The organism is Mesorhizobium sanjuanii, from assembly GCF_002529485.1.
GTDB classification, from domain to species: domain Bacteria; phylum Pseudomonadota; class Alphaproteobacteria; order Rhizobiales; family Rhizobiaceae; genus Mesorhizobium; species Mesorhizobium sanjuanii.
Map to the genome: position 1 here is coordinate 1 of NZ_NWQG01000221.1, position 22,574 is coordinate 22,574.

General features: G+C 63.1%; 24 protein-coding genes and 1 pseudogene. 10 read left to right on the forward strand and 15 right to left on the reverse strand.

All coding sequences use genetic code 11. The features are described 5' to 3' along the window. Positions 1-115: pseudogene (locus CN311_RS27395) on the forward strand (IS110 family transposase); the annotation flags it as partial. Positions 116-194: 79 nt separating this feature from the next. Here the strand turns inward: CN311_RS27395 and CN311_RS27400 are convergent. The 4 genes from CN311_RS27400 to CN311_RS27415 all read right to left on the reverse strand — a co-directional run bounded on the left by CN311_RS27400 (position 195) and on the right by CN311_RS27415 (position 3,192). Then, a complete protein-coding gene (locus CN311_RS27400) occupies positions 195-512 on the reverse strand; it encodes a hypothetical protein (protein ID WP_133117273.1) in 318 nt (105 codons plus the stop codon). A 4-nt stretch (positions 513-516) separates the two neighbouring features. Continuing rightward, positions 517-825: a YggT family protein gene (locus CN311_RS27405; protein ID WP_097576766.1), complete on the reverse strand. Its 309-nt coding sequence runs from the start codon at positions 823-825 to the stop codon at positions 517-519. Positions 826-933: 108 nt separating this feature from the next. Then, entirely contained in the window at positions 934-2,922 is a 1,989-nt protein-coding gene (locus CN311_RS27410; protein ID WP_097576767.1) for a sodium:solute symporter family protein, read from the reverse strand. Positions 2,923-2,937: 15 nt separating this feature from the next. Continuing rightward, positions 2,938-3,192, reverse strand: a complete 255-nt coding sequence (locus CN311_RS27415) for a DUF4212 domain-containing protein (RefSeq protein WP_097576768.1) — start codon at positions 3,190-3,192, stop codon at positions 2,938-2,940. A gap of 264 nt (positions 3,193-3,456) precedes the next feature. On the opposite strand from CN311_RS27415, the gene CN311_RS27420 reads away from it, so the two are divergent. Next, positions 3,457-4,089 (forward strand): hypothetical protein, encoded by a 633-nt coding sequence (locus CN311_RS27420; protein ID WP_097576769.1) that lies wholly within the window; start codon positions 3,457-3,459, stop codon positions 4,087-4,089. Positions 4,090-4,153: 64 nt separating this feature from the next. On the opposite strand, the gene CN311_RS27425 is transcribed toward CN311_RS27420, so the two are convergent. Continuing rightward, positions 4,154-6,265, reverse strand: coding sequence for a DUF294 nucleotidyltransferase-like domain-containing protein (locus CN311_RS27425; protein ID WP_097576770.1), 2,112 nt, complete (start codon positions 6,263-6,265; stop codon positions 4,154-4,156). A gap of 221 nt (positions 6,266-6,486) precedes the next feature. Between CN311_RS27425 and CN311_RS27430 the strand changes: the two genes are divergently transcribed. The 3 genes from CN311_RS27430 (at position 6,487) to CN311_RS33085 (ending at position 7,518) form a co-directional block, all read left to right on the forward strand. After that, the gene (locus CN311_RS27430; protein ID WP_097576771.1) at positions 6,487-6,894 is read left to right on the forward strand and encodes a hypothetical protein; all 408 of its coding nucleotides are present in this window, start codon (positions 6,487-6,489) and stop codon (positions 6,892-6,894) included. A 252-nt stretch (positions 6,895-7,146) separates the two neighbouring features. Continuing rightward, the gene (locus CN311_RS27435; protein WP_097576772.1) at positions 7,147-7,302 is read left to right on the forward strand and encodes a hypothetical protein; all 156 of its coding nucleotides are present in this window, start codon (positions 7,147-7,149) and stop codon (positions 7,300-7,302) included. A gap of 72 nt (positions 7,303-7,374) precedes the next feature. Beyond that, positions 7,375-7,518: a hypothetical protein gene (locus CN311_RS33085; protein ID WP_245440971.1), complete on the forward strand. Its 144-nt coding sequence runs from the start codon at positions 7,375-7,377 to the stop codon at positions 7,516-7,518. Between the two features lie 7 nt (positions 7,519-7,525). Here the strand turns inward: CN311_RS33085 and CN311_RS27445 are convergent, their stop codons facing one another. The 8 genes from CN311_RS27445 to CN311_RS27480 all read right to left on the reverse strand — a co-directional run bounded on the left by CN311_RS27445 (position 7,526) and on the right by CN311_RS27480 (position 14,712). After that, a complete protein-coding gene (locus CN311_RS27445; RefSeq protein WP_097576773.1) occupies positions 7,526-7,858 on the reverse strand; it encodes a GYD domain-containing protein in 333 nt (110 codons plus the stop codon). Then, entirely contained in the window at positions 7,851-8,534 is a 684-nt protein-coding gene (locus CN311_RS27450; RefSeq protein ID WP_097576774.1) for a cysteine hydrolase family protein, read from the reverse strand. Before CN311_RS27450 ends, CN311_RS27445 begins: the two co-directional genes overlap by 8 nt. A 35-nt stretch (positions 8,535-8,569) precedes the next feature. After that, positions 8,570-9,646: an ABC transporter ATP-binding protein gene (locus CN311_RS27455; protein WP_097576775.1), complete on the reverse strand. Its 1,077-nt coding sequence runs from the start codon at positions 9,644-9,646 to the stop codon at positions 8,570-8,572. A 32-nt stretch (positions 9,647-9,678) separates the two neighbouring features. After that, the gene (locus CN311_RS27460; protein WP_097576776.1) at positions 9,679-10,686 is read right to left on the reverse strand and encodes a dimethylarginine dimethylaminohydrolase family protein; all 1,008 of its coding nucleotides are present in this window, start codon (positions 10,684-10,686) and stop codon (positions 9,679-9,681) included. Positions 10,687-10,725: 39 nt separating this feature from the next. After that, the gene (locus CN311_RS27465) at positions 10,726-11,529 is read right to left on the reverse strand and encodes an ABC transporter permease (RefSeq protein ID WP_097576777.1); all 804 of its coding nucleotides are present in this window, start codon (positions 11,527-11,529) and stop codon (positions 10,726-10,728) included. Further along, positions 11,526-12,368: an ABC transporter permease gene (locus tag CN311_RS27470; RefSeq protein WP_097576778.1), complete on the reverse strand. Its 843-nt coding sequence runs from the start codon at positions 12,366-12,368 to the stop codon at positions 11,526-11,528. Before CN311_RS27470 ends, CN311_RS27465 begins: the two co-directional genes overlap by 4 nt. Positions 12,369-12,466: 98 nt before the next feature. Then, complete coding sequence (locus CN311_RS27475; protein WP_097576779.1) at positions 12,467-13,573, reverse strand: ABC transporter substrate-binding protein; 1,107 nt, start codon at positions 13,571-13,573, stop codon at positions 12,467-12,469. Positions 13,574-13,632: 59 nt separating this feature from the next. Then, positions 13,633-14,712: a LacI family DNA-binding transcriptional regulator gene (locus CN311_RS27480; protein ID WP_097576780.1), complete on the reverse strand. Its 1,080-nt coding sequence runs from the start codon at positions 14,710-14,712 to the stop codon at positions 13,633-13,635. Positions 14,713-14,892: 180 nt separating this feature from the next. On the opposite strand from CN311_RS27480, the gene CN311_RS33910 reads away from it, so the two are divergent. The 5 genes from CN311_RS33910 to CN311_RS27500 all read left to right on the forward strand — a co-directional run bounded on the left by CN311_RS33910 (position 14,893) and on the right by CN311_RS27500 (position 18,381). Continuing rightward, positions 14,893-15,030 (forward strand): glutamine amidotransferase, encoded by a 138-nt coding sequence (locus CN311_RS33910; RefSeq protein ID WP_425351102.1) that lies wholly within the window; start codon positions 14,893-14,895, stop codon positions 15,028-15,030. A 116-nt stretch (positions 15,031-15,146) separates the two neighbouring features. After that, positions 15,147-15,932, forward strand: coding sequence for an ATP-binding cassette domain-containing protein (locus CN311_RS27485; protein ID WP_097576781.1), 786 nt, complete (start codon positions 15,147-15,149; stop codon positions 15,930-15,932). A gap of 80 nt (positions 15,933-16,012) precedes the next feature. Further along, positions 16,013-16,903 (forward strand): tonB-system energizer ExbB, encoded by an 891-nt coding sequence (gene exbB / locus CN311_RS27490; RefSeq protein WP_245440972.1) that lies wholly within the window; start codon positions 16,013-16,015, stop codon positions 16,901-16,903. A gap of 12 nt (positions 16,904-16,915) precedes the next feature. Next, positions 16,916-17,383 carry a TonB system transport protein ExbD gene (gene exbD, locus CN311_RS27495; protein WP_097576783.1) on the forward strand — a complete coding sequence of 156 codons (468 nt, stop codon included), beginning with the start codon at positions 16,916-16,918 and terminating at the stop codon, positions 17,381-17,383. Beyond that, a complete protein-coding gene (locus CN311_RS27500) occupies positions 17,380-18,381 on the forward strand; it encodes an energy transducer TonB (RefSeq protein ID WP_097576784.1) in 1,002 nt (333 codons plus the stop codon). The genes exbD and CN311_RS27500 overlap by 4 nt, the downstream gene beginning before the upstream one ends. A 90-nt stretch (positions 18,382-18,471) precedes the next feature. On the opposite strand, the gene CN311_RS27505 is transcribed toward CN311_RS27500, so the two are convergent. Together CN311_RS27505 and CN311_RS27510 are read right to left on the reverse strand one after the other, a co-directional pair. Continuing rightward, entirely contained in the window at positions 18,472-19,881 is a 1,410-nt protein-coding gene (locus tag CN311_RS27505; RefSeq protein ID WP_208866587.1) for an RtcB family protein, read from the reverse strand. A gap of 1,128 nt (positions 19,882-21,009) precedes the next feature. Beyond that, positions 21,010-22,569 (reverse strand): vWA domain-containing protein, encoded by a 1,560-nt coding sequence (locus tag CN311_RS27510; RefSeq protein ID WP_097576785.1) that lies wholly within the window; start codon positions 22,567-22,569, stop codon positions 21,010-21,012. Between the last annotated feature and the right edge of the window lie 5 nt (positions 22,570-22,574).

Genomic DNA, 22,574 nt, shown 5'->3' on the forward strand with positions numbered 1-22,574 from the left:
AAAGGCGACTGGAAAACCCCCAAAGGTCGCCATAACCGCATTGATGCGAAAGCTCATCATCCTCGCAAACGCTCTCCTCAAGGCGCAGCGAAAATGGACACCAAAAACCCCTTGATCAAAACGGATACTTTAAGTTTCTTGTTTTCATGCATGTCGTCATCGCAAAACCGCTGCACACTTTTGCGCGACATGCATTAGCCGCTGAGCGCCCGCATCACATTCGGCAGCGCCGGCAGCGTCAGCAAAACCGTACCGGCAAGCCAGATAGACGAGACGACGATGCTGCTGGGCTTCGCCGACCAGCGTTCATAGAGGGCAGCCGGCACGCCGGCGAGCATAATGGTCACCGTCGACAGGATCAGCGCACTTGCCATGTAAACGATCTGACTTGAGGGAGGGGCCCAGCCCGGATACCAGACCGGATAGAGCAGGAACACCATCAGCACCCACGGCGAAAAGATACCGTTGACGATGGCGACCGCCATGACAGGCACAAGAGCGTTTCTGTCCATTGCCTCAACCCCCTTGTGAAGCCATCGGCGCAACGCCGAAATTGATCAGCAAGGCGAGATAGCCCACGCGCAAGGCCATAAGCCAGAGCACGCTGAAGACGATCACCACCGGCTGGGTCAGGATCGACGGCGTGATGGTTCGCACCATCCGCAGGATCGGGTCCGTGACGCTCTTGAAGAAGCGCCAGATGTAGTTGTCCCAGCTTTCGGGCACGAAGAGGCCGAGCAGAAGACGCCCCATCAGCGTGTACATCGCGGCGGCAAGGATGAAATTCGGTATGTGAAAATACCAGTAGGACCAGAGATTGTTCATGTGGAATTTTCCAAGGAGCGGCGCCGCCGCGTTATGACAGCGGCGCCCCCGAAATGAAAGCGGGGTCCGTCGCCGGACCCCGCCTCGAGCGCCGGTCCCTGTGCGGGATCAGGCGGTCTTTTCTTCCATCATCTGCTTGCCGCGCGGTATGCGCAGTTCCTCGATGAACTCCTGCATTGCCGTAGATGGTTCCTTGGTCAGCCTGGAGACAACGATCATGACCAGGAAGCCGACAGGCAGGCCAAACGCGGCAGCCGACAGGTTCTTGACGCCCCACCAGTTGGCGATGGTCTGGGCGTGCTTGTCGAGCGCTGCCCATGCAGCCGCTTGCGCGTCCGGAGCCGCGGAAGCCCAGGCCGTCTTCAGCTCCGCATATTTCGCGATGGCGTCAGCCGGTGCCGCGGACAGGCCACTCCACGTTTCGTAGAAGCCCACTGCGCCGTAGCGGGTACCGAGCAAATAATACAGGCAGATGCCGAAACCGGCGATCATGCCCGCGACAGCGCCGGCAGAGTTCGTGCGCTTCCACCAGACGCCGAGCACCAATGCGGGGAAGAGACCCGCGGCGGCGAGCGAGAATGCCCATGACACCATGGCCAGGATGTCGCCCGGCTTGGTCGACGCCACGTAGGCGGCGGCGATGGCCACGAGCACGAGCAAAACACGCGACACCACCAGACGGCGGGCGGTCGGAGCATTCTGGTCGATCATCTTGTAGTAGATGTCGTGGCTGAGCGCGTTGGCTATGGCCAGCAGCAGGCCGTCCGCCGTCGATAGCGCGGCGGCAAGACCGCCGGCGGCGACGAGGCCCGAGATGACGTAAGGCATGCCGGCCATTTCGGGCGTGGCCAGCACGATCATGTCGGCGTTGAGGTTGATGTCGGCGAAGGAAAGTGCCGTCACACCCTTTTCGGCGCAGGCGGCTGCAATCGCCGCGGCGTCAGTGGCAGCCTTGCCGCAGATCTGTACGAGCGTGCCGTCGGCTGCCGCCCAGCGCATCATCCATCCGGCTTTCTCACTGATGTTTTCGGGCGTCAGGCCCGATGCCACCAGGTCGAGCATCGTCCATTTGGCGAACGCCGCGTAGGCCGGCGCCGTGAAGTAGAGGATGAAAATGAACAGCAGCGACCAGGCGACCGAGACACGCGCTTCACGCACCGACGGAGTGGTGAAATATCGCATCAGGACGTGCGGCAGGGATGCCGTTCCGACCATGAGGCAGAGAATAAGCAGGAAGTAGTTGAGCGCATTGTAGCCGCCATGCACGAACGGCGTGATGTGATGCGTCGCGATGTTCTGCGCCGTTTCAAGCGCGGTGATGCTCGCGAGTGCCTGGCCCTGCATCAATTGCGGGATAGGCACGCCGGTTTTCACGGTGGACATCCATATGGCGGGGATCAGGTAGGCGATGATGAGCACGATGTACTGCGCGACCTGCGTCCACGTGACGGCGCGCATGCCGCCCAGCATCGAGCAGACCAGGATGCCGGCAAGGCCGACATAGACTGCGACGTTGAAGTCGAGGCCGAGGAAGCGTGCCGAGATGATGCCGGTCGCATAGATCTGCGCCACCACATAAGTGAAAGAGCAGGAGAACAGCACGACCACGCCGATGAAGCGCGCCAGATTGCCGCCATAGCGCGCCGACAGGAAGTCTGGAACCGTGTAGGCGCCGAATTTGCGCAGATAGGGCGCAACGAGAATGGCCACGAGCACGTAGCCGCCTGTCCAGCCCAGCACGAAAGCGAGGCCGTCATAGCCGAGCAGATAGAGCGTGCCGGCCATGCCGACGAAGGACGCGCCGGACATCCAGTCGGCGCCTGTCGCCATGCCGTTGTAGATCGCCGGGACCCGGCGCCCGGCCACGTAGTACTCGCCGACCTGCATGGTGCGGCTGAGAATGCCGATGACGGCGTAGATTGTGATCGTGAACGCCACGAACAGATAGCCGATGATTCTGTTCGGGACGCCCATCGCGCTCAAGATTGCCATCAGGATGATGAAGGCGATGAAGCCGCCGGTGTAAATGCCGTAGATGCGACCGAGATTGGAAGTGAAGTCGCCTCCGCCTGCCGTGGTAGCTGTCGTGTTAGCCATTGAAGTTCCCCCCGATCAATCTTCAGCGACGTTATGCTCTTCGTCGATGCTGTTTTGCTTGCGGGCGAACCAGAACAGCATGACGACGAAAGCTATGAGCGAACCCTGAGCGGCCATGTAGAAGCCGAGCGGAAAACCAAAAATGACGATGGTGTTGAGTGGCACCGCGAACAGGTGGATGAAGTAACCGAAGAACACCCACAGGCCCAACATGACGAACATGAGGCCCCTGGTCTTGTTCCAATAACTTACGCGATCTGGCGTCGCCATGGCGTTGAACCCTCCCTTGGTTGCGCAGCTTGCGAACCGTCTCGACCGCAAGGCGCCGTTTAAAGCTTGCCTCTTCCGCTAACGCGGAAGTCCTCCGGCATATTGGCGGCCGGGTATAGAATCAGCCGACCGTGCTTTATACCGGTAACACTTCTTGTTGCTGCTGTTCATACGACTTTAGAATCGGTGAGAGGACTGGCGGCGCGGTGTCGCGAAGGCTAAACGGTCAATATCGGTCGCAAACAAAAAAGAAGGGAGAGCGCCGTGAGCCTGCTGAACAAGCTGTTGCCCGAGTTCCTGCGCAAGCCACAGCCGATCGGCAGCGCTGCCGAACTGGCTGACTTCATGGATTCGCGCGCCGCCTTCCTGGCGCAGAAAAGCATCGTCGAGTTCTGCCGCGTCAGGGCAGGGGTCTACTGGCAGAAGCTGTTCAGCGAGAAGGAGTTCCAGGCGGCACTGAACCATTCACGCTGGCGCGCCTACCCTGCGTGCTACGCCATCGTGGCGGAAATGGTTGAGGGGGCGCTGCGCGAACCCGCCGGGTCGCGCCAGCGCGGCCTGCCGGCGGCGCTGGAAAAGGTGGCCCTGGCGAGCTTCTCCAAATATGCCGTTCCGGAGGGTTCGCCTCCCGCCTTCTGGGAGGACGCCGCCGAACTGACACGACAGCGCCTCGCCGCCACGCAGACCGGTCCGTCGCGGCCGGTGCGTGAAATCCCCGAGCCGCTGGCGCGAACGGTCTTCGAGGCGGTCCCGATCCATCCCAATCTCCTGACCAACGACTACGACTACATTTTCAACTTCCTGAGAATGAATCTGCTGCGCGCGCATGAGGATTTCCTTGCGCAGGCTGACCGCAGCGCCCTTGTCGACGAACTGCTTGGCGCGGCGCGCACCTGACCTTTGTCCCAGCACGACGATATTCCAGGGATCCTTCGGCCTTGCGCCGTCCGAGCGTCGCCGGCTATGCGAACATCAGGTCCCGCACCAGGTCGGGTGCTGACTGAAGGCGCTTGATGAGGCGCTTGAGCTCTGCCTGCTGCTCGCGCGTAAGGGCACCGATCTCGATGCGGTTGGAGGCAGGAATGCCAGCGTAGATGTCATGCGTCTGCTGACCGAGCAGCAGCCCGATCAGCATGGTATGGCCAGCCAGCATTGCCTTGATGTCGCGCTCGCCGCCAATGTCCAGCGCGGCGAGTTTCTCGAACCGGGCGCGTGTGCTCCGCTCGCGGATGCCGTGGCGGATTGCAAGAGTGCGAGCGGTCGCAACGATCGGAAAAAGACCATGCTTCTTGATGTCCAGCCGGCCATTTTCAAGCTGAAAGCCACCAAAAAGCGTGAAGGGATAGCCAGTTGTTATCTGCTCGCCGAGAAGCTTCGCGAATACCGGCTCGGCGTGGCCGCGGTCATATGCATGGTCGATGAACTGCGCGGCCAGCGTCATGTCGCCGTGAACCGGCCTCAGGTCGTAGACGATATCGACGTTGAGGAGGTCCTCCGGTCGGTGGCGATGAACCCAGTCTTCGACGCGCCCCTTCCAGGTGTCGAGACTTCCGCGGAATGCCGCGTTCGCGGCCATTACCCCGCCTTTGCAATACGGCACGCCGGAGATGTCGAGCATGTCGGCGAGCTTGGCGCCGAGATTCTTGAACCAGCTGTCTTCGAACCCCGCCGGCTCGCCATGTGCAAAGACGATGGCGTTGTCCTGATCGGGCGCCATCAGGCTTTCGCCGCGGCCACCGGAGCCGAGCACGAGCACGGCGTAGGCACAGGGCGGCGGGCCGTGACCTTCGATCTGCATCTGTTGTTCCGCAAGCACGGCGGCGCGGCGTGTAAGGGAGCAAAGTTCCTCGCTGATGATTTCCGCCACCACGCGCGGGTCGATCTCCTCGCCGATGAGCGAACGCGCGACGCCCGGCAGCATCGACCAGGCGGCCGCCAATTCGGCGACGTCCTTGGCATGCTCGATCGTGTCGTCGAGATTGATGGCCGCGGTGGCGCGCAGCCTCAGCAGGTCGCGCGCCGAAAGCACGCCGACCAGCATGCCCGCCTCGTCGCGGACGGCGAGGTGACGAATTTTCAGCCGATCCATGCGCCCGATCGCTCGATAGGCGAATGCAGCGGCGCGGATGCTTATCAGCGGTCGCGTTGCGATGCTTCCGATCGGTAGCTCAAAAACGCGCTCGGCGTCGGATGATATGCGGCGCATCAGATCGCGCTCGGTAACGATGCCGTACTCCACGACCGGTTGGTCCGGCGCTCCTCGGTCTGACACGAGGACCGAGCTGATCTTGCGCCTGACCATAAGGTCGATGACCTGCTTGGTCGGTTCGACCGATTTCACCACGACTGGCGGGCCGCTCATAAGACTGCCGACGCGATGGCGATAGGCATATGGATCGACCGGCTGAAACGCGGGAACCTGGGGTCGCGACACCGGCTCAACCCAGCCGGCACGATGGCCGGCTTCGAGAGTGTGCGAAAGGGCAAGGCAGGCGACCTCGGCTTCTCCGAGCGTTCGGATGTTGCGCTTGCGCAATTGCGGAATCAACGCGGCAAAGATGTCTCCCGCCGCGATCGCATCGCCCAGTGCCGTATGGCGGCCAGCTATCTCCAGGCGAAGCCAGGCGGCGATCATGTCCAGCGAATGGTCCGCCAGATCGGGATTTGCTATGGTTGCCAGAAGCCGGACGCACAGCGACCGAGGCTTTTTCCATGGCAAACGGGCGCGTTGGCATTCGCGTTTCAATACCGCCAGGTCGAAGCCGATCGAGTGGCCGACGAGGATGCGGTCTCCAACGAACTCCTGGAATGGCGCCCACGCATCCAGGAAGCTCCCGGCTCCGTCAACATCGGCATCCGTGATGCCGTGGACGCGCGAGGCCTCAGGCGGGATTGCTTCACCAGGATCGATGAGGAGATTGAACCGAGGTTCCTGGACGACCTTGCCATGCGCGATGCCGATCGCGCCAATCTGGACCACGCGTGCCTTTGTGGCGTCGAGCCCGGTTGTTTCCGTGTCAACCGCCGCAGCCGCTATGGCAATCAGTGGTGTCGCGCCGGTCGCCCGTTTCATTCCCACCCCCTTCGACATGGCCGAAAAGCCCTCTCCTGCCGGATGTCCCGCAGCATAAGGCGCGCCGGCAGGCCGCGTCGACGGCTGAATTTCGGGCTATGGCGTTCGCAACGATGCGCCGGGTCAGCCGGAGCTGCGCCGGCGTGTCCGTTCGCCTTAAAGTGATTTGATATGGTCGAAGAGCTCGCACATTCTTGGCCAGTTTGTTGCCGAGGCAGCCGATGGACGAGATCAGGCGGGTCGCTGTGGAGTGCATCGGGCGCGCCGTGATGTTCGGATCGCTTGCCATCGGCTGTGTCATGATCGGCTTCTCCTTCAATCCGGTATCCGCCTTTCGCTCCGGCGCGTTCCTTACGCTGACCATGGCACTGGCACTGATGTGGAAAGCCATGACCGCAGGCATCAAGAATCCCAAACACACCGAAGTGTGGCTTTATCTCGACGAGAAATCGCGCCCGGCCGATGGCTCGGCACGACGGGTGTTCGGCACCGTCTTGAGCGACGTCTACAAACTCTACGCCCGGATTGCGCTCGGTGTGGCGGTCGGTTTCTTCCTGGTGTCGCTCGTCCTGATGCTGTTCGGCATGGAAGGCTACGTGCCGCCCAGCGACAGGAGGCTTGTCCCGTAACATTGCCGCCCGCTTGCGCGGCGATGCCATGCCTCATGCCAAGCGAAACGCCGGATACGGCTCTGCCGGCGACGGCATCAGGCGATGGCGGCGAGAGCGAGGCAAGAGGCGGACTTGTACCGGCCAGCCAGGGTACGAAAAGAGAAACTAATTTGTTGCGTATTTTGAGTAAATTATTCCAATATCCGCCCGAAAATAGCACTCGACAAAGTCTACTGATTTTATAGGTTAATCGCCGAGACGGAGGTCGATATGTCCTATATCCAGAACGCTCAAACTGACCGCGACAGCCAAAAGCTGGACGATGCCCAGAGCTTTCGTCCGGCCTATGCGGGCGCTTTTGCCTATCTCGTCTTCGCCCTTGCGTTCGTGTTCACCGGGGCAGTCGTTCTAGGGTTTATTCCCTAATTCCCGGGATACTGGCTTACCGGTCCTGACTTGCAGGGATATCGACGTGCTGTTTCACAATATCGGAGTTGAATGGTCGTCGGCGTCGACCGGCCGCGTGCGATCGCAATGGCTGGCCGCCGAACGATCGCGCTGCCGCGCAATGCTCTGGCGCGCCGCGCGCTCAGCAGCCGGGCGTTTGCGTCCCGCGTGATCCGGGAAGCACGCGCCGGCTGAATGCTGGTTATTTCAGGACGCGCCCGACAATAGCGCCGAAGGTCGGCGGGTCGAATGCCGGCAGGATGAGCGGCTCGACGAAGCCGTCACGGCGAGCCGTCAGCACATATTGCAGCATGGCCTCGTTATCAGGCATTTCGAAGACCTGGACGAAGTCATAGGCACCGAGCGTGGCATAGAAGGCGAGGGATTTGCCGCCAAGGGCCGCGACCCGCTCCTCGCTGATTTTCCGGCGATCGGGACTGCCGGCGAGTTCGGCCAGCCCCTTGTCCGTCAATGGCATCAGCGAAATGTAAAGCCGGCCGGTTACAGCCGGTGTGCCGGCGGTCTCGTCAGACATCTCGGTGGCCCTTGCCGGAAAGTTGCGACAGGCCGGCGATGACGGCGCTTGAATCCGTCAGTGCGCCGAAGATGCCGTTTTCGACGGTTACCATGTGCAGCGCGGCCTCATGCGCGTATCTGTCGCCGCTGGCGCAGGCGTCCGAGATGGTCAGGCACTGGAAATTGCGGTCGCAGGCCTCGCGCAAGGTCGTATGTACGCAGACGTCGGTCGTGCATCCCGAAAACAAAAGATGGGTGATGCCGCGCGCACGCAGCACATGCTCGAAATCAGTATAGGTGAAGGCGCCGTTGCAGGTCTTGTCGACGATGATGTCCTCAGGCGCGACGTCGATCTCGGGAACGATCTGAAAACCTGGGCTTGAACGCAGCAGGATGTCGGTCCCCTCGAGACCGGCCCGCTTGCGGCGCCATTTCTCGTAGGGCGTCATGTCGGCCATGTCGGCGCGGTAGCCTTGCCGTGTATGGATGATTTTCAGGCCTGCGGCGCGGGCGGCCGCGATCAGGCGGTTGACCGTCGGCAGGATGGCCCGCAGCGGGCTTGGATCGTAGCCTTGCCTGGCGAAATAGCCAGATGTCGACAGGAAATCCTGCTGCAGGTCGATGACGATCAGCGCGGTATTTTCAGCAACCAGCCTGCCGTCATAGGGGAAATCGAAAGGTGTCGCCTTGATCATTTTTCTCTCCTCCGCGGCCAGATATGTTCGTCGGCTCAAGACCCCTTGGCTTCGTTCGGCAGCACGCCGATGGCGGACGGGTCGATCCTGCAGTCGATGACCTGTCCGGGCACGGCCGCCACGGCTGCCTCCGAACGCAGCGTCGCCACGATCTCTTCGCCGGTCGCCGTCCGGAGCAGGATGCGCTCGAGCGCGCCGACGAAGGAATTCTCGACCACCGTGGCGCGAAAGCCGATCTCGTCCCCCGTCGCCTGGCCGACGCGGATGTCCTCGGGGCGCACCCATACGGTCATACTGTCGCCGGGCCGCTCGCGGCCTTTGGCCAGGGGAAAGCCGAAGCGCGTGCCGAACGCCTCGACCATCGTCTCATCGTCATCGGCGCGGTGGCCGGTCAAGAAATTGTTCTCGCCGAGAAAGCCGGCGACGAAGCGGGTCGAAGGTTTCTTGTAGAGGTCGCGCGGCGGTCCGATCTCGACGATGCGGCCATGGTTGAACACGGCGATGCGATCGGACATGGCGATCGCCTCTTCCTGGTCGTGAGTGACGTAGACGAAGGTCACCCCTGTTTCGCGATGCAGCCGCTTCAACTCCTTCTGCATCGTTTCGCGCAGCATGCGGTCGAGCGCCGAAAGCGGCTCGTCGAGAAGCAGGATACGCGGCCCAAAGGCCAAGGCGCGGGCGATGGCGACACGCTGCTGCTGGCCGCCGGACAATTCGCGCGGCTTGCGTTCGGCCAGATTGTCGAGGCCGACCAGCGACAGCATCTCGGTCACCCGCGCGGCGATCCTCGCCTTCTCCCATTTGCGGACTCTGAGCGAGAAGGCGATGTTGTTGGCGACGGTCAGATGCGGGAACAGCGCATAACCCTGGAAGACGAAGCCGAAATTGCGGTCCTCCGGGTCGACATGGGTGATGTCCTTGCCGTCGAGGCTGATCGTGCCCTTGCTCGGCGTGGTGAAGCCGGCCAGCGACATCAGCAAGGTCGTCTTGCCGGACCCCGAGGGGCCGAGCAAGGTGACGAACTCTCCCGCCTCGACCGAGAGGTTGATCCCGGTCAAGGCAGTGACCTTGTCATAGGCCTTCGCCAGATCGTCGATGACCAGCAATGCCATGTCAGATCGGCGCCATATCGGATGGGACCATGTCAGATCGGATCCCTGATCAGCGGCGCCGTCGAGCAATGCAGGCCGCCACCGCCAAGCTCGACCGTCTCGTAATTGCAGGTCAGCACGGTGATCCCGGCGGCGTCGAGCCTGTCGGCCAGGCGCTTCGAGCGGCTGCCATGCATGATCACGCGGCCGGGCGCGACGGCCAGGCAGTTGAGCGACATGGCGCTGTCCTCGGGAGGCAGTTCGATCATCTTGATGCCGCGCTTCTCCAGATATTCGATGAACGGATAGGGCAGTTCGTTGACATTGACGATCGCCGTCTCGACGTCGACCATAATGAAAGCGCCGTCGATGTGAATACGGTATCCGGGCATCGGCACTTTGATCAGCTCGACACCCAGACCGGCGAGAATGCTTTCGACCTGCCGCACGCCTTCCGGGTTGCAGGCGATGGAGACCGTGCAGACGGCGGTCTTGGAATCGATGAAGGCAAAGCCGCCGCCTTCAAAGACGGCCGAGCCGTGAATGGTGCCGAGGATCGGGCATCCGGCCTTGGCCAGTGCCCGGGTCACCGGCAGTTCCTCGCCGCGACGCACCCGCCGCGCCAGGCGGGTGACGATGGCGCCGCCGGGAATGCCGATGACGCTGTCGCGCGTGTAAATCTGCTTCATCGCGCCGGGGGCGGCCTTGTCGACGAGAATGACGTCGACGCCTTCCGAGCGCAGCAGGCCGGTGAATTCGTCATGGGCGCGCTGCATGGCCGGCAGATCAGGCATGGTGCGGCCCATCCAGTACCAGCCTTTTTCCGGGTCGCCGAAACCACCGACCTCGGGCATCGGCTTGTTCTCGACGACGGAAAGCTCGTCGCCGGGCCGATGCATCAGGACGGCGCGCAGCTTGCCGACATCGTTCGAGCAGCCCCAATGGCGGCCCCATACCGGGATCTGCTCCTCAGCGGTGTCGAAGCCCGGTTCCGGAACGGAGCCGAAGATCGAGAAGAACTTGTTCTCGCGGTACTCGTTGTCGCTCATCGCAGTGCTCATGGATATTCCTTTCCTTTCGATTGTTTCGAGATGTTTGACCTAGGATTTTCGCATCTGCTGCCGGTGCTCGATCAGCGCCCGTGCGACCAGCGCCAGCACGGTGATGACGAGCAGGACGGTGGCGATCGCCGCCAGCGCCGGATCGACGGCATCCTGGATGCTCGTCCAGATGCGGCGCGGCAGCGTGACGACGGCGCGTCCGGTGATGAACAGCGTCACCGTGATCTCGTCCCAGGACGCGACGAAGGCGAGCAGGGCGCCGGCGGCAACGCCCGGAATGATGTTCGGCAATATCACCTTGCCGAACACGGTCATCGGCCTGGCGCCGAGGCTTCTCGCCGCTTGTACCAACCGCTGGTCGAGATTGGAGAGCGACGCGCCGATGGCCAGCACCGTCAACGGCAGCGCCAGCACGACATGCACCAGGATGACGCCGGTATAGCTGTCGAGCAGCGACAGCCGTGCCCAGAGCTTGACCATGCCGACGGCGTAGATGATCGGCGGCACGATCATCGGCGACAAAAGCAGGATGCGCATCAGCGACGGCCACCAGCCGCCCGCCGCCCAGGCGCCGACGGCGAAGGCGACGCCGAGCGCCGTGGCGATGGCGGCGCAGGCTAGCGCGATGCCGGCGCTGGTCAGCATGCTTGGCAACCAGCCCTTGCTCCAGTCGGCCAGTGCCGCGAAATGCTGCATCGACACACCGTCCTGCGGCAGGGATAGATAATCGCGGTCGGTGAGCGCGACCGGGATCACCACCAGGATCGGAACGAACAGGAAGCCGAGCAGGCACCAGGCCAACAGACGCGGCAGGCCGACCTCGATGATGCGCCGCGGCTTCATTGCTGCGGCCTCGCGACGAAGGCGGCGCGCAGCGCCGGGCTGCGCATGGCGGCAAAGACGATGATACCGACCACCAGAAGCAGCATGGTCGACAGCGATGTCGCGACGTCCCAGCGCGAGGTGCTCGAAATCTGCACCGAGATGTATTCGGCGATCATCAAAGTCTTGCCGGCGCCGAGCAGAGCCGGCGTGACCAGGAAGCCGAGTGAGAAGACGAAGACGAACAGGGTTGCCAGCGCGATGCCGGGCAGGCTGAGCGGCAGCCAGACGCGCCAGAAGATCGTCGCCGGGCGCGCGCCCAGCGAGCGCGCCGCCTGCATGATGCGGCGGTCGATGTCGGACAAATTGGCGTAAAGCAAAAGGATGGCGAACGGCATCATGTAGTGAACCATGCCGACGGTGACGCCGAGCAAATTGTAGACCAGGTCGAGCGGCGTCGAGATGACGCCCATATCCATCAGGGTGCTGTTGAGGACACCGCGCCGGCGCAGGATGGTGATCCAGGAAAACGCCCGGACCAGCACCGAGATCCAGAACGGCACCAGCACCAGGAAGAGCGAGATGCGGCGCCAGCCGGCCGACATGTGGATGATGGCAAAGGCGACGATATAGCTCGCCAGCACGGTCAGCACCGTCGTCATGACCGACACTTTGAGCGTCGTCATCACCACGCGGCCGACCGCAGCATTGGCGAACAAGCTCTGATAGTTGGCCAGCCCAAACTTCGGCTCGGTCAGGCTCAACGCCAGAACCTGCAGGATCGGCGCCGCATAGAGCCCGATCGCCATCAGGCTGGCGGGAACCGTCAGCAGCAGGGCTGTGGTCTTGAAATTTCGCATCGTTCGCATCGGATCAATTTCGCGTCGGATCGATTTCGCATCAGATTTGGGGGCCGCCGCCTTGCCGGCGGCAGCCCTTTTCCTCTGTTGGCGCGCGGTCAGCTCGAGATGAAGTCCAGATACTTGTTCTGGAGCTCGGTCTCATGTTCGGCGTAGTAGGCCGGGTTGAGCATGATCTGCGAGGCCGCATTCTCCTTGGTCGTCGGATTGACCTTGGCATCCTCCGGCGTCATCAAGGCGAGGGTCTTGGGGTTGGAAGGCCCGTTGCCCATGATCTGCAGCAGCACGAGCTGGCCGGCCGGATCGAGCGTCGAATTGATGAAATCGAACACTTTCTTGCCGGCGGGATTGCCCTTGGGAACCGACCAGGCGGAAGCAGAAAGGATGTTCTGCTCCCAGATCCACTTGAACTTGTCGGGCGTCTCCTTGTTGAGCAGATTGGCGCGGGTGTGCCAGATATTGCCCATCACGACTTCGCCCTCGCGGAACAATTGCTGCGTCTGCGCTCCGCCTTCCCAGAAGATGATGTCGGCGAGCATCGGCTTCAGCTTCTTGAATGCCCTGTCGACATCGAGCGGATAGAGGTCGGCGGGCGCGACGCCGTCCGCCATGAGGACGAATTCGAGCTGGCCCTGGATCCATTTGCACATGGTGCGCTTGCCCGGGAATTTCGCCGTGTCGAAGAAGTCGGTCCAGCCGGTGGGTGCTGCGCCCTTGGTCGCCTCGGCGTCATAGGCGAGCACGTTCGAATAGACATAGTTCGAGACGCCGAACTCGCCGGCGAAATTCTCCGGCACCTGCGACTTGTCGACGATCGTGTAGTCGATCTTCTCGGCCAGATTGCCCTTGCCCAGCGTCAGCGAGTCGATCATGCCGCCGTCGGTGGCGTCCCAGATGACCTTGCCGGACTCGACCATGGCGCGAATGGTGCCGATCGCGGGTCCTGCCCCGTCGATCACCACCTTCATGCCGCTCTTCTTGGTGAAGGGGTCGCCATAGGCCTTGGCGAAAGCATCCGTCGCGGCGCCGCCCCAGTTGCAGACGACGATTTCGGAAGCGTCGGCCTGGGCAACGCCAGGCTTGAAGGCGGCCGCAAGTCCGAGGCCGCCAAGTGCTATCAGGAACGAGCGGCGATCGATCTCACCGCGGTTGAATTTCTCGAGCGCGATCTCAGCCGCGTCTTTTGCGAAATGCGAGCTTGTCATTGTTCATTCTCCCATTGTTGATGTTGATGGCAGGTCTTCGCGGATTTGATCCGTCTCTGTTAGATTCCCACTCTTGCCGGCGGGAGTTTTCCCGCCAAGGCGTTTCCAGCCAGTTTCCAATGCGCCTTGCGCGGTGCGGCCACGGAGTGGCGCACGATGAGCTTCACCGCTACCGGCGCTGCGTCCGGTATCTCGGCGCCGTTGATATGGTCGATCAGCAGTCCGACCGCGCGGCGGCCGAATTCCTCCGCCGACTGGTGCACGGCAGTCAGCGGCGGATCGAGAAGATCGACATTGCGGATGTCGTCGAAACCGACCAGCGACAGATCGGAAGGCACGGCGATGCCGAGCCTGCGGCAGCCTTGCAAAATCCCCAGCGCCAGCATGTCGGCGGAAGCGAAGATGGCGGTCGGCGGACTGTCCAGGGCGGCAAAGCGCAGGAAAGCGTCAAGACCGGACTGCTCGTCATAGTCGCCGAAGAAGACGTAGTCGGGGTTCACCTCAAGGCTCCGTCGCTTGAGACTGTCCTCGAAGGCGCCGAACCGTTCCTTGCTGCTGAGCAACGCCGGCGGGCCGCCGACAAAGGCGACCGCCCGGTGGCCATGATCGAGAAGATGCTCGGTTGCAAGCCGGGCGCCGAGACGATTGTCGGCGAACAGGCGTGGCGCGATGGCGCCGGGAACGTCCTCGTCGACCAGCACGACATTGCTGCAGGTATTGATCTTGTGGACCAGCGCGCCATCGTCGGGATGGTTGGTCATCAACAGAATGCCGTCGACCTGCGCGTCGTCGATGCGCGACAGGAAGCCCAGTTCCTTGGCCGCGATGTTGCGGCTGTTGAACATCACCAGGCTGTAGCCGAGACGGCTCGCCTCCTCTTCCGCCGCGCTTGCGATGGCGGCGAAGAATGGGTAGGAGATGTCGGAGACGATCAGGCCGATGGTCTCGCTGCTGCCTTTGCTCAGGCGTCGCGCAATGGCGTTGGGGCGATACTCAAGTTTGGCCACGGCCGCCCGGATGCGCTCGCTGGTCTCGGCCGGCAGCTTGATGCGGCCGTTCAAATGACGCGAGACGGTGGTGACCGACACGCCGGCCGCGTGCGCCACATTCCTGATCGTCGATGCCGTAGGCTTTTTCATGAGGCGTTTTCGCCAGTGTTCCCATCAGGATTTCAGCATAGGAAATGCCAGATGTAAACCGCTTTACTAAACCGGTTTCATAAATTGCGCTTTTCTCCAGATCGGCAGGGCCGGTGAGCGCCGCCATAAAAAATCGAAGGGAGAAAAGGATGGCTACGACAGGGCGCGTTCTGATTGCCGGTGAATCATGGACCGTGCACCCACCAGAAGGGGTTCGACAGTTTTTCGACGGTTGAATATGCGGAAGGGATCCGCTGGCTGCGCGATGCACTGGAAACCGGCGGCTGGCGCAACGCGGGCGTCGCGACATTTTGTTGACTCAAATAGTCATCTTCATTGTTGACTAGTAAACTCATGTTTCATAGTCAACCGACATCGCTCGTCGAAAGCCGGATTGTGAAGATGCGCGCGAAACCCGAGAGAGGCCCAACACTGTGGCTGCAAATCAGACTGCCTTCCACATAGACGCCGTGCGCTTTGCAGTCGGCGAACGGACGCTGCTCGGTCCGGTTACGCTCGAACTGCAACGCTCGCGCGTCTACGGGCTGATCGGCCACAATGGCTCGGGCAAGTCGACGCTGGTCAAGCTCTTGGCGCGCCAGCAGCCGGCAAGCGCCGGCGGCATCACCTTCGCGCAACGCCCGCTGGTGCAATGGGGGGCGCGGGAACTGGCCCGTGCGCTCGCCTACCTGCCGCAGACGACGCCGGCAGCGACTAGCCTGACCGTGCGTGAACTGGCGAGCCTCGGCCGCTATCCCTGGCACGGCGCGCTCGGCCGTTTCGGGCACGAGGACAGGCGGCATGTCGACGAGGCGCTTGTCCTGACCGACATGGCGGATTTCGGCGACCGGCTGGTGGACGAACTGTCGGGCGGCGAGCGCCAGCGCGCGTGGCTGGCGATGCTGGTGGCGCAGAACGCCGGCGTCATGCTGCTCGACGAGCCGATCTCGGCGCTCGACATCGCCCACCAGGTCGAGGTGCTGGGGCTGGTCAGGGAGCTCAGCCGCAAGCGCGACCTCTGCGTCGTCGTGGTGCTGCACGACCCCAACATGGCGGCGCGCTACTGCGACGAGCTGATCGCGCTCAAGGAAGGCAGGCTGCTGACGCGCGGCACGCCCGACGAGATCATGCAGGGCGACGTGCTCAAAGGCATTTTCGGCGTCGAGATGGGCGTGTTCGCGCATCCCGTCACCGGCCAACTCATCGGCTATGTGCAGTGAGGCCAGTTGTGAGAATTGCGAGAATAGGGAAGAAGCCCTTGCCCAGACAGTATTGGTCCAGACATGGTTTGTTCGCGACGTTGATCGCATCCGTCATCCTGTCGGCTGGCGGCGCTGTTGCCCAGGAGCAACCGGCTGCCCCCGCAACGGCGATCGAGACGCCGGCTCCCGCTTCGCCCCCTGCCGGGACGCCCGATGCGACGACGGCGCCCGAAGCCGGCGTGTCCACGCAAGCGGAGGCGGATCCCTCGGCGATATCGCTGACCCTGCCGCACGATCTGTCGCCCTGGGGCATGTTCATGGCGGCCGACATCGTCGTCAAAGGGGTGATGATCGGGCTGGCCTTTGCCTCGCTGGTCACCTGGACGATCTGGCTGGCAAAGTCGCTGGAGATCCTCGGCGGCAAGCTCAGCGCCCGCCGCGCGGCACAAGCGATCGGCAACGCCGCCTCGCTGAACCAGGCCAGGCGCGCGCTTGGCCATGCCGGCGGCCCTGGAGCATTGCTGGTGCGGGCGGCGGAGGAAGAGGCCGCACTTTCGGCCGGCGCGCTCGAGCATGTGTCCGGCGATGGGCTGAAGGAACGGGTCACCTCGCGCCTGTCGCGCATCGAGGCGGCGGCGGCGCGGCGCATGTCGCGCGGCACCGGCGTGCTGGCGACAATCGGCTCGACCGCGCCCTTCGTCGGCCTGTTCGGCACCGTCTGGGGCATCATGAACGCCTTCATCGGCATTTCGCAGGCGCAGACCACCAACCTCGCCGTCGTGGCGCCGGGCATCGCGGAGGCCTTGCTCGCCACCGCCATGGGCCTTGTCGCGGCGATCCCGGCGGTGGTCATCTACAATGTCTTCGCGCGATCCATAGCCGGCTACCGGCAGATCCTCGCCGATGCCTCGGCCGGGGTCGAACGGCTGGTCAGCCGGGATCTGGATTTCCGCAACGTCGCGCCGGCAACGGCGCTGGCCGCGGAATAAGGGAGCTGCGCCATGGCGGCCAGAATTCGCGAAAACATCGACGGCGATCTCGAGGAAAACCACGAGATCAACGTCACCCCTTTCATCGACGTCATCCTGGTTCTCCTGATCATCTTCATGGTCGCGGCGCCGCTGGCGACAGTCGACGTCAATGTCGACCTGCCGGGGTCGACGGCGACGCCCGCGCCGCGGCCGGAGACGCCGCTGTTCCTGACGCTGAAAGACGACCTCAGCCTGGCGATCGGCAATGACAGCGTGCCGCGCGGCGTCTTCGCCGCCACGCTGGACGGCAGGACGAAAGGCGACAAGCAGACGCGCATCTTCCTGCGCGCCGACAAGGCGGTCGGCTATGGCGACCTGATGGAGGTGATGAACCTGCTGCGCGGCGCAGGCTATCTGAAGATCGCACTGGTCGGCCTCGAAACCTTGCCCGCGGCCGCCGCCGCGACACCGGCGCCGCAAGACGGAACGGGCCAATGACATCGCTGGCCACCGCTTCGCCCACGGTTGGCCTGCCGCGCTTCGGCGGGCGCCAGATTGTCTTGTGGGCGGCGGCGGCGGCAGTGGTCCTCACGGCGCATGTCGTGATCGCCTATGCGGTGCAGGATTTGCGGCCAGCCGAGATGGATGGCGGGCCGCCGCCGGCGCAGATGATCGAGCTGTCGCCAATGATGATCACGCCGGCCGAAGAGGCCGACGTCTCGGACGTGGTGACGCCGGATCCGGTCGAGGAGATCGAGACAGCCGAAGCCAAGCCGTTGACGGAACCTGAACCACCCGTCGAGACGGCCGAGCGAGTGGCCGAGCCGCCTGTCGAGCAGGCGGAGCCGCCGCAAGCGGCTGCGACCGAGGCGATCGAACCTACCCCCCCGTCCATGCCTGAACGGGTCGACCAGCCACCGCTGGAGGAGGTCGTGCCCGATATCGTCGAGACCGTCGCGCCGGACGCGGTCATTCCGCTGCCGCAGCCGGTCGAACCCCCCCTTGAGACCAAGGTGGCGAAACCGGTCGAGCCCAAGGCGAAGACGCCGGTCAAGGTGAAGAAGCAGGCCGAGGCCAAGAAGCCCGTCGAAAAGGCCAGGCAGCCTTCGAAGAAGGACAAGACTGCGCCGTCCCGGACGAAGACGGCCAGCGTCGCCGGGAAATCAGCACCCAGGGTGGCAGCCCCGAAATCAGCCAAGGTTGCCTCGGCATCTCGCGGGGACTCATCGAAGTGGAATTCGAAGCTGACATCGTGGCTCAATCGGCACAAGCGCTATCCTAGAGCTGCCAAAGCCCGCCGCGCGGAAGGAACCGTGAGGGTCTCCTTCACGGTCGCCACCTCAGGCCGCGTGACGTCCGTTCGCATCATAGGCTCCTCCGGCGACTCCGATCTCGACCGCAGTGTCCTCGACATGCTGCAGGGCGCCACGGTACCGGCGCCGCCCGAAGGCGCCAACCCGCGTGTCAACGTGCCCTTGCGGTTCAGCCTGCAGTAATCAGGCGACGCAACAGAGCGCCATTTGCTGCGGTTAGAATTCGTTTTTACCGGATGCGGGCCATGCAGCCCGCACCCAGCGACGTCTTTGCTACGGCTGGCGCCGCTGTTGCGAGCGTGCCTCCTTTTTCTTGCGCCACGGCGCGTTGGCTTCCCAGTCGCCGGCCATGATGCAGCCATAGGGCATGACCTCGTCGACGATCTCCGCCAGGCCGAAATGCTCGATCTGGCGCCGCATCGACGCCGCGTTCTTGTAGGCGCTCGGCAGCTCCGAAATATCCGTCACGCCCGAGAAGAAACGGGCATCGATGCCCTTCGTCTCTTCCGCGAAGATATCGGCGTCGCTGCGTCCAGCCCGCATGCGCCGGTGCTGGCTGCGCGAGAAATTGCGCCCTGCGCCATGCGGCGAGAAGCCAAGTCCGTGCGCCGCGTTCTTGCCGCGAACGATCAGCACCGGTTCCGCCATGTTGAGCGGGATCAGCGTCAGATCGGTCGCGTCATCGGCCCAGCTGTCGAAAGCCGGGGTGGCACCCTTGCCGTGGTAGAACAGCCCGTCCGAGCGACGGAAGACGAAGTTGTGCTCGTTCCAGAACCGGTCCGCCACCTTCGCCGACAGACGCTCGGCCGTCAGATCGTGGATGAGCATGTGGTTGCCCTTGGTCCATTGGCGGATCGTCTGCAGGGCGTCCCAATACTCGTCGCCTTCCCTGGTGTCGGCTGGGATCCAGGCATTCTGCGGCAAGGTCTCCGGCGACAGGGTCTTGCGGACGCCCTCGGCGATCTTCATCCCCTTGCTGTAGAGCCGCGCGCCCGGCGAACGCGAGCCATGGTGTGTGACCAGCGCCGTCTCGCCGCTCGACTTCAGGGTGCCGACATAGGCGAAATGGTTGCCGTCGCCCTGGGTGCCGAAATGCTCGATCGCCGCACTGGTGACATCGCGCAGCAAGGGGTCGGCTTCGAAACGCTCGAAGACCTCCCTGGCCGGCCGGATCTGCTGGCCGCGCGGACGTCCGCCAGGCCCGAAATGGGTAACCGAATGCACGGCATCGAGCAGCGCGGCCGGCGCCACGCCAGGGAATACCGAGATCGCCATCGAGCAACAGATGTCGGCCGAATGCATGCCGGGGTGAATCGCCTCGGATACGGCGACACCGCCGACCGGAATGGTACCCGACGGACCGGTCGGACAGGCGTCCGGCATGATGGCGCCGGCACGGATCACCGGCGTACGCATCAGTTCGGTCATGCTGCGCGTGACCGATTCGACATTGGCGGCTTCCTCAGGCGTCTCAGCCTCGATGTTCAGGTGCAGTGGCATGGAGACGGCCGCATGCAGCGGCAAGGCCGGCGGAGGCGCGAAAGCACGCGCGGCCTCCAGCGCATCGCCCTGCGATCCGCCACTCTCCAGCACCGCGTTTGCGGCGGCGAGCGCCTTGCCGAACCACTTGCCCTGCGGCATGCCGGCATCGATCAAATCCTGTCCACTCAAAATCTCGGTCATGTCTTTCACTTTCGGTATGACTGCCATGTTCGGCACGACTGCCTGGGGCAGCACTGCGCATTGCGGGCGGACGACAAGGGAATGCGAGACATCTTTCCGCCACTTCGCAAGATGCGAAGGAGGGACACGAGCCCTCACGCCCTTCGGCACCCGCTGGCTTGTTGCTCGCAGCGGGCTGCGTCTACCTGTAGTCTCGCAGGCATTCGTCCTTTTCGTTCGGTCTGGCGACAAGGGTCGGCAAGACAAAAACTGAGCTACTTTCCGTCCCAGTGGGATGGAAGGGATGGGTTGAACATCCGACCTTCCGCGACCCTCGCCGCAGACGCTCTATCCCTGTAGTCCTGCCTGCATTCGCCATTCCTTTTCTTTCTCCAGGTAGTCGACAAAGTCTCTGCGAGAAACCGATCGGTCAACCGACCGACGGGCGGATTCGAACCGCCAGATACCAATGTATTCCCACAGGCATTCGCCCTGCTTAATCGGCTGGCGACAAGGATTGGCAAGACGGTGACTGCGCCACCCCGTTCCGTAGAACGAGAGAGTGATTTGAACACCCGACCTCCCGTCTTTTCGGCGGGCGCGCTACCTGTAGTTCTGCCTGCATTCGCCATTCATTCAATCGCCGCGGCGACAAGAGAAGATGAAACCCGGGAGTCCCGCTCGTGCCAGAGAGCGCCTGCGAGGTGAGGAGTCGAACCTCACGGAGCATCCCGTTCCTGATGCTGTAGTTCCATCCGGCATTCGCCGCGGTTTTCTTCAGGTCATGACGGCAAGGTATTGGTGAAACGTTTCCCGCCTAACCACTCGGCTACATGCTCGATCGAGCAAGACAGGAATCGAACCTGCGTAAGGAGCACCTGAAGCTGTAGTTCCACCGGCATCCGTCATGCCTATATTCAGTTCCTTTCTTCTCGAGGTTCGACCCGAGCCGCGCAAAAGCTGTCGGGCATGACGACAAGGTTTGACGAAACGTCCTGCTCTAACCGCTGAGCTACGGGTCCATAGTGGCGGACCCGACGGGATTCGAACCCGCGACCTGGAGGTGAACAGCCTGTAGTTCCATCGGCATTCGTCATGCCCTGTTTTTGTCCCGGTGGTCCCGGCGGACGCGCCGCCGGGATCATTGTTCTACAGTTCGATCGCCTCGATCGTGCGCACCCAATGGTCCGGGTCGCCGCCCGAAGACAGCATCGTGCCGACCACATCGAAGACGCGGTCGGAGAAACCGCCGACATTCAGGATGTCGACCTGCGACTTGGCCTGCGTCGTCAGATGCGACTGGATGTCAATGCAGACCAGCTTGGCTGCCGGGTTCCACCCCTTCAGCTTCTGCCATTCCTGCATCGTCGTCGTGCCCCGATGCGCATGTGCAGAGGCATCCACCCAGGACTGGTTGTCCGACACGAACACCATCAGGTCGACCTTCGCCTTCTCGCGCACCAGCCGTGCCAGCGGAGCCGAACAGTTGGTTCCGCCACCACCGATGGCAGCAAGTCTGGCGGCGTTGGTCATTACCGTGTCGCGAGCGTTGAGGCTGATATCAACCACATCGTTCTCGAACGGCATTACCCTGGCCGTCGGATTCCTGTGCAGCAGCGCGGCGGCCACCAGGGCAGCCACGTCGATGCAGCGGACGGCCGACGTCGCGCCCTTGCGGTAACCGGTCGCCGGCGAGCTCATCGAGCCCGAAACGTCCGGGCACACGACCACATGGCCACTGATCCGGGGAACGTTGCCGAGTGCGATTTCCATCGCATCCTGCAACGCGTCCCGGACAACGCCAGGCACCTTCGCATCGGCCATGGTGAACGCCACCATGAGCTGGTACGGGAACACCCGCGCGCGCCGGACCTCTTCCGGATCGCGCAAGCGCGCTGCCAGCCTTTCCGCGAACCCCTCCACTTCGAACACGCCATTGCGGGCGAAGGTGTTGAGGTTCTGCCGCAGCATCTGCCATCCGGCCGTTTCCGCGATCTGCACCCAATGCTCGCGCGAAAGCGGCATCGAGGTCAGCATCTGGAACGGCACTTCAGGCACAGGCAGCGACGGATCGCGCTTGAACGCCTCGAATGACTTTACCACGTCCGGCAGCACGGCCACGTCATGCGGCTTGCCGATCAGGTAGCCGTAAAGCGCCTCACGCGAGGCCGATTTCGGCTTCGGGTGAACCATCTTGACGACATCGGCCAGCGACGGATCGTTGCCGACCGCAGCCCGCATGATCTCGTAATCGGCCGCCTGTTCGAGCCAGGCCTGGACAAGGCGCTTCGGCCGCGTGCCGAGCGACTTGCGCCCGGTGGCGCCGGACCGCATGACCTGCACAAAATTGCGCAGCATCTTGCCGTTCCTGACGATCCGCCCGAACGCGCGGTTGAACTCGTCGCCCGGCATGCAGGACAGAACCGCCAGCAGCAACGCCGGCATGTCCTTCATATAACCCTGCTCGAAGGCGTGGACGGCGGTGCGCGCGAGGAAACCCGGCTCGACCTGCCAGGCCAGCTTCAGCACCTCGTCCAACTGCTCGCGCGGCTCGGCATAGAAGGTCGCGTTGAACGTTCCCGTCGCCGCCAGCTGCGCCAGAGCCTGATGGGGCGACAGGCGGTAAGCCTGGGCGCCTTCCCGGTTCCTGGCGTCAGCCGGCGGGAGCAGCTTTCCTGCAATCGTCGCAAACACGGATTTGTTCGCCATTGTTC